Origin of the sequence: Micromonospora sp. URMC 105 (genome assembly GCF_051386295.1) — a bacterium.
GTDB lineage: Bacteria > Actinomycetota > Actinomycetes > Mycobacteriales > Micromonosporaceae > Micromonospora.
Map to the genome: position 1 here is coordinate 18374 of NZ_JBPQTL010000025.1, position 10305 is coordinate 28678.

General features: G+C 74.4%; 13 protein-coding genes. 4 read left to right on the forward strand and 9 right to left on the reverse strand.

Annotated elements, in window-relative coordinates; all coding sequences use genetic code 11:
• Positions 1-33 precede the first annotated feature (33 nt).
• Positions 34-402, reverse strand: a complete 369-nt coding sequence (locus ACSNN7_RS11280; RefSeq protein ID WP_436680643.1) for a DUF6401 family natural product biosynthesis protein — start codon at positions 400-402, stop codon at positions 34-36.
• Between the two features lie 165 nt (positions 403-567).
• On the opposite strand from ACSNN7_RS11280, the gene ACSNN7_RS11285 reads away from it, so the two are divergent.
• Entirely contained in the window at positions 568-1017 is a 450-nt protein-coding gene (locus ACSNN7_RS11285; RefSeq protein ID WP_436680644.1) for a hypothetical protein, read from the forward strand.
• Here the strand turns inward: ACSNN7_RS11285 and ACSNN7_RS11290 are convergent.
• Positions 1014-1226 carry a hypothetical protein gene (locus tag ACSNN7_RS11290; RefSeq protein ID WP_334453199.1) on the reverse strand — a complete coding sequence of 71 codons (213 nt, stop codon included), beginning with the start codon at positions 1224-1226 and terminating at the stop codon, positions 1014-1016. The two genes, ACSNN7_RS11285 and ACSNN7_RS11290, sit on opposite strands and share 4 nt — an antisense overlap.
• Positions 1227-1388: 162 nt before the next feature.
• Between ACSNN7_RS11290 and ACSNN7_RS11295 the strand changes: the two genes are divergently transcribed.
• Entirely contained in the window at positions 1389-2579 is a 1191-nt protein-coding gene (locus ACSNN7_RS11295) for an MFS transporter (RefSeq protein WP_436680645.1), read from the forward strand.
• 61 nt (positions 2580-2640) lie between these two features.
• Here the strand turns inward: ACSNN7_RS11295 and ACSNN7_RS11300 are convergent, their stop codons facing one another.
• The 4 genes from ACSNN7_RS11300 to ACSNN7_RS11315 form a co-directional block, all read right to left on the reverse strand.
• The gene (locus ACSNN7_RS11300) at positions 2641-2904 is read right to left on the reverse strand and encodes a hypothetical protein (protein ID WP_334453195.1); all 264 of its coding nucleotides are present in this window, start codon (positions 2902-2904) and stop codon (positions 2641-2643) included.
• Between the two features lie 116 nt (positions 2905-3020).
• The gene (locus ACSNN7_RS11305) at positions 3021-3482 is read right to left on the reverse strand and encodes an SRPBCC family protein (RefSeq protein WP_436680647.1); all 462 of its coding nucleotides are present in this window, start codon (positions 3480-3482) and stop codon (positions 3021-3023) included.
• 52 nt (positions 3483-3534) lie between these two features.
• Entirely contained in the window at positions 3535-3951 is a 417-nt protein-coding gene (locus ACSNN7_RS11310; protein WP_436680648.1) for a DUF2795 domain-containing protein, read from the reverse strand.
• A gap of 53 nt (positions 3952-4004) precedes the next feature.
• Positions 4005-4988 carry a YihY/virulence factor BrkB family protein gene (locus tag ACSNN7_RS11315; RefSeq protein ID WP_436680649.1) on the reverse strand — a complete coding sequence of 328 codons (984 nt, stop codon included), beginning with the start codon at positions 4986-4988 and terminating at the stop codon, positions 4005-4007.
• Between the two features lie 155 nt (positions 4989-5143).
• Between ACSNN7_RS11315 and ACSNN7_RS11320 the strand changes: the two genes are divergently transcribed.
• A complete protein-coding gene (locus ACSNN7_RS11320) occupies positions 5144-5566 on the forward strand; it encodes a ChaB family protein (RefSeq protein WP_436680651.1) in 423 nt (140 codons plus the stop codon).
• 63 nt (positions 5567-5629) lie between these two features.
• Here the strand turns inward: ACSNN7_RS11320 and ACSNN7_RS11325 are convergent, their stop codons facing one another.
• Positions 5630-7063, reverse strand: coding sequence for an aldehyde dehydrogenase family protein (locus tag ACSNN7_RS11325; RefSeq protein WP_436680652.1), 1434 nt, complete (start codon positions 7061-7063; stop codon positions 5630-5632).
• 72 nt (positions 7064-7135) lie between these two features.
• On the opposite strand from ACSNN7_RS11325, the gene ACSNN7_RS11330 reads away from it, so the two are divergent.
• The gene (locus tag ACSNN7_RS11330; RefSeq protein WP_436680653.1) at positions 7136-8740 is read left to right on the forward strand and encodes a phytoene desaturase family protein; all 1605 of its coding nucleotides are present in this window, start codon (positions 7136-7138) and stop codon (positions 8738-8740) included.
• 152 nt (positions 8741-8892) lie between these two features.
• On the opposite strand, the gene ACSNN7_RS11335 is transcribed toward ACSNN7_RS11330, so the two are convergent.
• Positions 8893-9660, reverse strand: coding sequence for a polyprenol monophosphomannose synthase (locus ACSNN7_RS11335; protein WP_436680654.1), 768 nt, complete (start codon positions 9658-9660; stop codon positions 8893-8895).
• 82 nt (positions 9661-9742) lie between these two features.
• Positions 9743-10201, reverse strand: coding sequence for an SRPBCC family protein (locus ACSNN7_RS11340; RefSeq protein ID WP_436680656.1), 459 nt, complete (start codon positions 10199-10201; stop codon positions 9743-9745).
• Positions 10202-10305: the final 104 nt, after the last annotated feature.

Genomic DNA, 10305 nt, shown 5'->3' on the forward strand with positions numbered 1-10305 from the left:
GCGCGGACGCCCCTCCGTCGTGTCCCGGGCGGGTCAGGCCGGTTCGAGGTGGCGCGGGTCGAGCGTGCGGGCGAGCGCGCAGATCGCCAGCAGGCGGATGGCCAGCCAGTCCGGCTCGGTCCAGTCGACCGCGCCGGTGGGCGGGACCAGACCGTGCTCCAGCGCCGCCGCCCGCAGGCCGTCGGCGTACCCGACCAGGCCTGCCGGGCTCAGCGGGTGCCGGTCGCCGTCGAGGCTGTCACGGACCGCCGCCGCGTGCTGGTCGACCGCGGCGAGCAGGCCGGGGTCGGCGGCGGCCGCGGCCAGGCCGGAGGCACCGATCGAGGTGCTGAGCAGGGCGAGGGCGGACCGTGCCGCGTTCGCGGCGGTCCGCTTCGCTACCTGGGGGTACGGCACACGCATGGTGACCGAGGTTAGCCACCCGGCCGCCCCGGCGGTCTCGGCCGCTCGGCCGGTTCCGGGTCCTCCTCCGGTCGGCCGCCCTCCTCCGCGGGGATTGACCCGGCGGAGTGCGGGCAGAAGGAGAACCGGGCGCGAACGGGCGCGGCCGGCACGATGGAGGCACGGATGGGACAGCACGCGGACGGCCCGGACCGGCAGCACCGCCGGCCGGACGGGGTGACCGACGGCACGGTGGCCGCGCTGGGCAAGCTCAGCGAGGCGCTGGAGACGGTGGAGCGGGCGCGCGGGCACCTCTACTCGCTGCACCAGCTGATCGGGCACGCCGACCTGATGCTCGACGACGCGGTCGCGCAGTTCCGCGCGGCCGGGCACGACGACATCGCGGAGCGGGTCCGCACCGAGCTGCTCGGCCGCAACGTGATCGCCGGACGCTGGACGTTCCAGATCGTCGAGGACTTCGACGACAACTACTACGCGCTCTTCCGCGAGCTGGACCGCGCCGCCCGGGACCAGCTGGTGGACGGCCGCCGCCACCTCTACGAGGCGGAGATGAAGGAGCGGCGCCGCACCCCGGGCCGTCCCGGGCACGAGGCGCGCCCGGCCGGCGACGGCTAGTCGGCCGTAGGCGCGTCGGCCGGACGGCGACGAGCCGTGTCGTCGGCGATGATGACGGTGGCCACCATGAGCGCGACGCAGAGGCTGAACAGCCAGGAGTCGTCGGCGACCAGCTTGGCCGAGACCGGGGCCTGCAGCGCGGCGAGCAGGAAGCCGAGCCAGGCGAGACGCCGCTGACGTGGGGTGAGGAAGCCGGAGCCCTGTTGCATCCCGAAAGTCTGACGCGACACCCCCTGATTGCCGTCACCCGATCGGCCGATTCTGGATGGCCTGTCCGCATTGCTGCCCGTCCGGGCGTTGCTTTTTGCCGGTTCGGGGGAGGCCACCGCCGCGTCGTAGTGTTCTCGGTTGATCCGGCATGATGTGCGCCCGTGTCCGCCACCCCGCCCCGCGCCGCCCTGCTCCTGCTCGCCTATCTCGCCTTCGTCAGCCTCGGCCTGCCCGACGGGCTGATCGGGGTCGGCTGGCCGTCGATCCGGACGGACCTCGGCGTACCCACGGAAGCGGTCGGTCTGGTGCTCGCCGCGGGCACCGTCGGCTATCTCGCCTCCAGCCTGCTCGCCGGCTTCACCCTCGCCCGGCTCGGTGTCGGCCGGCTGCTGGCCGGCAGCACCGCGCTGGCCGGCCTGGCGCTCACCGGGTACGCCTCGACCCCGTACCTGGCCCTGATGATCGGCTGCGCCCTGGTTCTCGGGGTCGGCTCGGGCGCCATCGACTCCGGGCTGAACGCCTACGCGGCCGGTGCATTCGGGCCGCGGCACATGACCTGGCTGCACGCCTTCTTCGGCCTCGGCGTGGCGATGGGCCCGCTGATCATGACCGCCGTGCTCGGCGCCGGGCTGAGCTGGCGCTGGGGCTACGGGCTCGTCGCCGTGGCGCAGGTCGCCCTGGCCGGCGCCTTCGCGCTGACCGTACGGGCCTGGCGGAACCGGTCGGCGCACGCCGCCGTGCCCGTCGCGGTCGCTGCCGGGCCGGTGCCGGTACGCGAGACGCTGCGGCTGCCCGCGGTCTGGCTCGGCGCCCTCGCCTTCGGGGTCTACGTGGCGATCGAGATCACCGCCGGGCTCTGGGCGTTCCTGCTGCTCACCGAGGAGCGTGGGCTGGCGGCGAGCGCCGCGGGCCTCTGTGTCGCCGGGTACTGGGGGAGCCTCTTCGTGGGGCGGGTGGTGCAGGGCGTGGTCGCCGAGCGGCTGGGCGCCGGCCCGATCCTGCGGGCGAGCCTGCTCGGCATGGCCGCCGGCGCCCTGCTCATCGCGCTGCCCGGTCCGGCCTGGGTGACCGTGGCCGGTCTGTTCCTGGTGGGTTTCGCCGCCGCGCCGGTGTTCCCGCTGCTCACCCACACCACCGCGGAGCGGGTCGGCGCGGCGCACGCGGACCGCGCCATCGGCGTGCAGATCGCCGCCTCCGCCGGGCTCGGCGGGGCGCTGATCCCCGGCGGGCTCGGGGTGCTGTTCGGTCACACCTCGGTGGCGATGCTGGGGCCGGCGCTGACCGTCCTGGCGGTGCTGCTGCTGTTCCTGTACGGCCTCGCCCGGCGCACGCCGGTGGCCGGGACGCGCTGAGCCGCCCCGCCAGCCGGACGGGCCCGCCCCGGGCGTACCCGCCCGGGGCGCCCCGAGTGCCTCAGAGGGTGTCGGGGCCGGTCCGGCCGGTGGTGGAGGGCCGGTACGCGCGCTCCGAGTCGGTCATCTCCCGCCGCTCGGCCTCCGGCCCGGCGCCCCGGTCCACCGCCTCGGGGCCGTGCCCGAAGGCGGCCTCCTCGCCGGCGTCGTGGCCGGTCACGTCGTCGGCCTGCCCGTCGATGGTCGACCGGGCGATCGCCCGGTCCAGTGCCTCCAGCGGGGTCTTCTGCTCGTCCCGCCACACCCTGTCGTCGTTCTCCGTCATCCCCCTGCCGTACCCGGCGCGGATGATCGCAAACGGCCGCGCGGGCGGGGCCGGAACGCCGCGACGGCCGCCGGATCACCGGCGGCCGTCAGAACGTGAGTTGCGGGGGGAAAGGGTCACGGCTGCGGGCGGTCCACCTTGCCCCGCCAGGCGCCGGTCTCCTGACCGCGGCGCTCGATGAACTGCTTGAACCGCTCCAGGTCGCCCTTGGCGCGCCGGTCGACCACGCCCAGCTTGTCGCCGGCCTTCTCGACCACGCCGTGCGGCTCGAAGTCCATCTGCAGGGTGACCCGGGTCTTGCCCTCGTCGAGCCGGTGGAAGGTGACCACGCCGGCCTGCTGGGTGCCGCCGGTCGACTTCCACGCCACCCGCTCGTCCGGGAGCTGCTCGGTGATCTCGGCGTCGAACTCACGCTTGACCCCGGCGATCTCGACGGTCCAGTGGGTCATCGTGTCCGACAGCTGCCGGACCTCCTGCACCCCCTCCATGAAGTGGGGGAACTCCTCGAACTGGGTCCACTGGTCGTAGGCGGTGCGGATCGGGACGGAGACGTCCACGTGCTCGGTAACGCCGCTCATGAAGATTCCTCCTCTGGCCGCTGGTGTGCGTCCGGATCATGGGCCGATCCGGTCACCAGCGCGTCGTCTCGTTCTTGTTGCCGAGTGCGGCCCACACCTCGGAGATCGTGCGGTACCGCGTACCGTCGGGCAGCCGCTCCAGCGCGGCGATGAGGTCGGCGGGAGCCTCGTTATCGCGGGCGTTCGCGATCAGCGCCTCGCGGTTGCCGGGCAGGGCGGTCATCGTGATGAAGCGCCCCAGCCGGCTGCGCTCCTCCACGTCCCGCGAGCTCATGCCCTTCGGGGCGCCGGTGCGCAGCTCACCCGCGGGGGCCGTGGTGGCCTCCGGCTGGTCCTCACCGGCCGGCTCGGGCTGGCGGTACTCCTCGGCGCGCGAGCCTCCGGTACCCGGCCCCTGGAGCAGGCCGGCGACCTCCTGGCTCATCTGCTCGTCGATCCTGGGTCCGTGCTTGCTGCTGCCACGTTCCATGCCCTGTGTGCTACCCCTCGCGGCCCGGGGGAAACGCCGAACCCGGCACGCGGTCACGAATCGGCCGGGGCCTTCGGCGGCAGAACCGGCTCGCCCGGGTCCTCCGCACCGGCCTGGAGCACCCGGCCCCGCTGCAGCTCGGCGTTGATCTGCACGCCGAACATCAGCGCGCAGTTGGACAGGTAGAGCCAGACCAGGAAGGCGATGACCGCGCCCAGGCTGCCGTACGTGACGTCGTAGGAGCCGAAGTTGGCGACGTAGAGCCCGAAACCGGCGGAAGCGACGATCCAGGAGAAGAGGGCCACCGCCCCGCCCGGGGTCAGCCAGCGGAACCTCGGCTGCTGCACGTTCGGGGCGATCCAGAACAGCAGGGACAGCAGCGTCATCATCACCAGCGCCAGCACCGGCCACTTGGCGATGCTCCACACCGTGCGGGCCAGCCCGCCGGCGCCCACCAGGTTGCCCACCGCGTCGGTCACCGGCCCGCTGACGATCAGGCCGAGCGCCACCACGGCCAGCAGGATCAGCGACAGGCCCGCCAGGCCGATCTGCAGCGGGCGCAGCCGGTAGAACGGCCGTCCCTCCTGGACCCCGTAGATCGCGTTGGAGGCCCGGGTGAACGCCCCGATGAACCCGGACGCCGACCAGAGCGCGCCGACCAGACCGAAGCTGAGCAGCACCTTCGCCCCGCTCTGCTGGTCGACCACGGTGCGCACCACCGACACGAAGCCGTCGTCGGCGACCACCGCGCCGGCGCCGAGGTCCCGTGCCAGGTCCAGCACCGTGTCGACGGTGCGCTCGCCGTCGGAGACCAGGCCGACCAGGGCGACCACCACCACGGTCGCCGGGAAGAGGGCGAGCACGCCGTAGTAGGTCAGCGCCGCCGCCCAGTCCGCGCAGTTGTCGTTGACGAAGTTGCGCCCGCTGCGCAGCAGCGCCCCGCGCCAGGTGGACCAGCGCAACTGCCGTACCCGGGCGGGGACCCGCAGCCCCTCCCGCCCGTCGGTGACCGCGGCCGGCTCCGTCGTCGCTGCCATGTCCCGCTCCCGTCGCCCGGCCCCGCCGGATCAACCGGCACCCGCTGGCCCCGCCGGTACCCGGTGCCGGAAATCGACAAACCCGGCGGACGAGTTTGCCGCTGGGGTCCCCGGGAACCGTTCATGCGGAGCACACCGACGCGGAGGAGGACGAGATGCCCGGGCGCGAGGTACTGCCCAGCACGCTGCGGCGCTCCCCGGAGAAGGCGCAGCGCACCTGGGAGAAGACGCACGACTCGGCGGTGGACACCTACGGCGAGGGGGAGCGGGCGCACCGCACCGCGTTCGCCGCCGTCAAGCACGAGTTCGAGAAGGTCGGCGACCACTGGGAGCCGAAGGGACGCAAGGGACCCAGCGACCGGCAGGCGCAGGGCGGCGGACCGGCCCGCCGGGCCCCCACGGCGAGCGGCGTGGACGCCAACGCCACCAAGGACCACCTGATGGACGTGGCCAAGAAGCTGGACGTGCCGGGCCGGTCCCGGATGACCAAGCCGGAACTGGTCAAGGCGATCGAGAAGGCCAACGCCCGGCAGACCACGAAGGCCCGCGAGAAGTCCAAGGCCCGCGGCGGTCGCTGAGCCGGGGGGGTACGACGCACGGGAGCCCGGGACCGCACGGTCCCGGGCTCCCGCGTCACGCACTCACCAGTGGCCGCCGCCCGGCGCCTCGATGTGCACCGTCTTGACGGTGCTGAACTCGTCGAGCAGCTCCGGGCCGTACCCGAAGCCCTGTCCGCTGCCGCGGCGCGGCTGCGCGGCACCGCCCGGCGCGCCGCCGAACACCGCGTTGACCTTCACGGTGCCCACCGGCAGTTCCCGCCAGGCCCGCTGCGCGTGGCTCATCGACGCGGTGAGCACCGTGCCGGCCAGCCCGTACGGCGAGTCGGCCGCGCAGCGCAACGCCTCGCTGAACGAGTCCACCACCACCACGGGCGCCACCGGCCCGAAGGTCTCCTCGCGGACCAGCGTCATCTCGTGCCGGCAGCCGGTCACCACCGTCGCCGGGTAGAAGGCCCCCGGCCCCTCCGGCAGCACCCCGCCGGTCCGCAGCGTCGCCCCCTCGGCCACCGCCGCGGTCACCTGCCCGTGCACGTGGTCGCGGTGCCGCCGGTCCACCAGCGGCCCCAGCTCGGTCTGCGGGTCCCGGCCCGGCCCGGCCCGCAGGGCCTGCGCCCGGTCGACCAGCGCGTCGGCGAAGTCCTCCGCCACGTCCCGGTGCACGTAGATCCGCTCCACCGCGACGCAGATCTGCCCGGCGTTGGCGAACGCGCCGATCGCCGCCTGCCCGGCCGCCCAGACCGGGTCCACCCCGGCGTCGACGATCAGCGGGTCGCTGCCGCCGTTCTCCAGCAGCGCCTTCGCACCGGTCCGGGCGCAGGCCGCCGCGATGGCCCGGCCGGTGGCGGTGGAGCCCACGTGGGCCACCACGTCCACCTCCTGCGCGGCCAGCGCCGCGCCCACCTCGCCACCGCCGGTCAGCAGGGTGAGCACCCCGGCGGGCAGCACCCCGTCGAGGATCCGGGCCAGCAGCCAGCCGGTGGCCGGGGTCCGCTCGCTCGGCTTGTACAGCACCACGTTGCCGGTGACCAGGGCCGCGCCGAGCAGGCCGCAGGAGACCGCCACCGGGTCGTTCCACGGGGTGATGGCGGCCACCACCCCGCGCGGCTCCGGTGCCATGAAGTCGATCGCGTCCACGCCGCCGTGCAGCGTCCGCCCGCCCCGCACCGGGCCCAGCTCGGCGTACTGTCGCAACGTGCCGATGCCCGCCTCCACGCCGCCGCGGGCGTCGCCGAGCGGCTTGCCCATCTCCGCCGTCGTCGCCGCGGCCAGTTCGTCGGCCGCCCCGGCCAGCGCGTCCGCGGCCCGGTGCAGCGCCGCCGCCCGCTCCGCGGGGGCCGTCGCCGCCCACTCCGCCGCCGCGCCCCGGGCCGCCTCGACCGCCTTGGCCACCTCGTCCGCCGTCGCGACCGGAACGGTGCTGACCGGCGTGCCGTCGGCGGGATCGTGCACCACCAGTTCGCCGCCCGCGCCGCCCGCGCCCCACACTCCACCGATGAGCTGTTCAACCCTGTACATGCGGCAGTGGATGCCCCGGTCCCGGCAAGGCAAACGCGTTTCGCCCGGTTGCTGGCCGGGTAGGCGGATCGGATGATCGCGACCGGCACCGAGACCGCCGACGCCGTCGTCGTCGGCGCCGGGCACAACGGACTGGTGGCCGCCAACCTGCTCGCCGACGCCGGCTGGGACGTGCTGGTCCTGGAGGCCACCGGCGCCCCCGGCGGGGCGGTGCGCTCCGCCGAGGTCACCGCCCCCGGCTACCTCAGCGACCTCTACAGCTCCTTCTACCCCCTCGGGTACGCCTCGCCGGTGCTGCGCCGGCTGCGCCTCGACGCGCACGGGCTGGCCTGGACGCACGCCCCCGACGTGCTGGCGCACGTGCTGCCGGACGGCCGGGCGGCGGTGCTCAACCGCGACCCCGACCGCAGCGCCGCGTCGATGGAGGCGTTCGCGCCCGGCGACGGGCAGCGCTGGCTCGACACGTACGACGACTGGCGGGTCATCTCCCGTCCCCTGGTGAACGCCCTCTTCACCCCCTTCCCGCCGGTCCGCGACGGGCTGGAGCTGCTGGGCCGGCTCCGCACCGCGGGGGCGCTGCGGCTGGCCCGCCGGCTGGTGCTGCCCAGCCGGCAGTTCGGGCGCGAGGTGTTCCGGGGCGAGGGCGCGCCGGCGCTGATGGCCAGCTGCGCCCTGCACACCGATCTGTCGCCGGACGACGCCGGTTCGGGCATCTACGGCTGGCTGCTGGCCATGCTGGGGCAGGAGGTCGGCTGGCCGGTGCCGCTGGGTGGCGCGCAGCGGATCACCGACGCGCTGGTGGCGCGGCTGATCGCCAAGGGCGGCCGGATCACCTACTCCGCCCGGGTGGACCGGGTGCTGGTGGCCCGGGGCCGGGCGATGGGCGTACGGACCGAGGGCGGCGCCACCTGGCGGGCCCGCCGCGCGGTGCTGGCCGACGTGCCGGCGCCCACGCTCTACCTGGACCTGGTCGGCGCCGCCTGGCTGCCGCCCCGGCTGGTGGAGGACCTCGACCACTTCCGCTGGGACGGGTCCACGGTGAAGGTCGACTGGGCGCTGGACGGGCCGATGCCGTGGGCCAACCCGCAGGTCGCCGGGGCGGGCACGGTGCACCTGGCCACCGACGTCGACGGGCTCACCCGCTACGCGGCGGACCTGGCCTGCGGCGAGGTGCCGGAGGACCCGTTCCTGCTGGTCGGCCAGATGACCACCGCCGACGCCACCCGGTCACCGGCCGGTACGGAGTCGCTCTGGTCGTACACCCACCTGCCGTTTCGCCGGGACTGGCGGGCCGAGGACGTGGCCGCGCACGTGGACCGGATGGAGGCGGTGCTGGAGCGCCACGCCCCCGGCTTCAAGGCCCTGGTCCGGGGCCGTTTCGTGGCCGGCCCGGCCGACCTGGAGGAGCGCAACCCGAGCCTGGTCGGCGGCTCGGTGGGCGGCGGCACGGCCGCCGCGTACCAGCAGCTCTTCCTGCGTCCGGTGCCCGGGCTCGGCCGGCCGGACACCCCGGTCGACCGGCTCTACCTGGCCAGCGCCTCGGCCAACCCGGGCGGCGGGGTGCACGGCGCGCCGGGCGCGAACGCGGCGCAGGCGGCGCTGAGCCGCAACCGCGCCCTCACCGGCGGCCTGTACGCCCGGGCGGTCGGCGCCGCGCACCGCGCGGTCTACCGCTGACCCGGCTCCCGGCGTCAGCTCCCAGCGACTCAGGGTGTGTAGCAGCGACATGCCTGAGAGGTGTCGTCCCGCCTCTCAGGCATGTCGCTCACGAAACTGTCCGCCGCCCCGGGCAGCACTGCGCGTGACGGCCGGGCGGGGGTGGAAGCGGGTCAGCGCTCCAGGTTGCGGTGCTTGGCCCGCAGCTTGAACGGCATCAGGGCGCTCTCCACCTTGGTGGCGGTGGTCATCTTCGACGCGCCGTCGCGGCGCTCCTCGAAGCGGATCGGCACCTCGAGGATGGTGTGCCCCAGCTTGGTGGCGAGGTAGTGCATCTCGACCTGGAAGCTGTACCCGTTGGACTGCACCCGCTCCAGGCCGATGTCGCGCAGCGCGTCCGCCCGCCAGATCTTGAAACCCGCGGTGAGGTCACGGATGCGCACCCGCAGCAGGGTGTGCACGTAGAGGTTCGCCCAGCCACTGAGCGCGCGGCGGTAGAGCGGCCAGTTCTCGTCCAGCTCGCCACCGGGGACGTACCGGGAGCCGATCACCACGCCGGCCTGGGTGGAGAGCAGCGCGCCGAGCATGCCGGGCAGCGCCTCCGGCGGGTGGGACAGGTCGGCGTCCATCTGCGCCACGTACTCGGCCCCGCCGTCGAGCGCCCGGCCGATGCCGTCGACGTACGCCCGGCCCAGGCCCTCCTTGCCGGCGCGGTGCACGACCTGGACCCGGTCGGGGTGCTCGATGGCCAGCTTGTCGGCCACCTCGCCGGTGCCGTCGGGGGAGTTGTCGTCCGCCACCAGCACCTTCAGGCCGGGCAGCGGCAGGGTGAGGAGCCGCTCGACCAGCACCGGGAGGTTGCCCGCCTCGTTGTAGGTCGGGACCACGACGGTCAGGCGTGCATCCCGCCACGGCGAGGGCAGCTCCACGGGTTCGATCATGACGGACATCCTCTGGTTGCCGACGGTTTTCCCCCAAAGGGTAGCCAGTGCCCCGCCGGGCCTCGTCGAGGCTCCCCGCCTCTCACCGCGGCTCGCGCTGATCCGCCTTCTGCCGCACCGCGATGTCGCAGAGCCGGCTCAACGTCTCCTTGTTGCGCTGGTGCAGGACCAGGTCGTTGAGCTTGTTGCGGACCCAGCGCAGCGGCCCGGCCGCGAAGTCCTCGCCGATGCGGACCCGGGTGGCGCCGTCGCCGACCGGTTCCAGGGTGAACACCACGATCGCCTCACCGGCCGGCCAGAGCCCGGCCTTGATGACGAGCTTGTGCGGCGGCTCGCAGGCCAGCACCGTCGAGGAGTCCTCCAGCGAGAACGGCCACGGCCCGGCCTTGTGATGCAGCTGCGTGCCCACCCGGGGCCAGTCGTGGTCGACGTCCCGCACGTGCACCGTGCCGACCACCCAGTCGCTGTACGTCCACCCGTCGGCGAGCACGGCGAAGACGTGCTGCGGTTCGGCGTCGATTACCTTCTCCACAATCGCCACTGCCGTGCAGTACCCCGGCGGTCACCGCGGCTAACCGACCGCTGCGGGCAACGCGTTAGCTTCTCCGGGGCGGCGGGTAAGGCCCGGTCGGCGACCTGTGCACG

What these genes read in the sequence shown, in the direction of transcription:
- ACSNN7_RS11315 (WP_436680649.1), bottom strand. Translation starts at nt 4,988, where the DNA reads ATGGCAGCGACGACGGAGCCGGCCGCGGTCACCGACGGGCGGGAGGGG.
- ACSNN7_RS11320 (WP_436680651.1), top strand. Translation starts at nt 5,144, where the DNA reads ATGCCCGGGCGCGAGGTACTGCCCAGCACGCTGCGGCGCTCCCCGGAG.
- ACSNN7_RS11310 (WP_436680648.1), bottom strand. Translation starts at nt 3,951, where the DNA reads ATGGAACGTGGCAGCAGCAAGCACGGACCCAGGATCGACGAGCAGATG.
- ACSNN7_RS11300 (WP_334453195.1), bottom strand. Translation starts at nt 2,904, where the DNA reads ATGACGGAGAACGACGACAGGGTGTGGCGGGACGAGCAGAAGACCCCG.
- ACSNN7_RS11330 (WP_436680653.1), top strand. Translation starts at nt 7,136, where the DNA reads ATGATCGCGACCGGCACCGAGACCGCCGACGCCGTCGTCGTCGGCGCC.
- ACSNN7_RS11280 (WP_436680643.1), bottom strand. Translation starts at nt 402, where the DNA reads ATGCGTGTGCCGTACCCCCAGGTAGCGAAGCGGACCGCCGCGAACGCG.
- ACSNN7_RS11305 (WP_436680647.1), bottom strand. Translation starts at nt 3,482, where the DNA reads ATGAGCGGCGTTACCGAGCACGTGGACGTCTCCGTCCCGATCCGCACC.
- ACSNN7_RS11285 (WP_436680644.1), top strand. Translation starts at nt 568, where the DNA reads ATGGGACAGCACGCGGACGGCCCGGACCGGCAGCACCGCCGGCCGGAC.
- ACSNN7_RS11335 (WP_436680654.1), bottom strand. Translation starts at nt 9,660, where the DNA reads ATGATCGAACCCGTGGAGCTGCCCTCGCCGTGGCGGGATGCACGCCTG.
- ACSNN7_RS11290 (WP_334453199.1), bottom strand. Translation starts at nt 1,226, where the DNA reads ATGCAACAGGGCTCCGGCTTCCTCACCCCACGTCAGCGGCGTCTCGCC.
- ACSNN7_RS11325 (WP_436680652.1), bottom strand. Translation starts at nt 7,063, where the DNA reads ATGTACAGGGTTGAACAGCTCATCGGTGGAGTGTGGGGCGCGGGCGGC.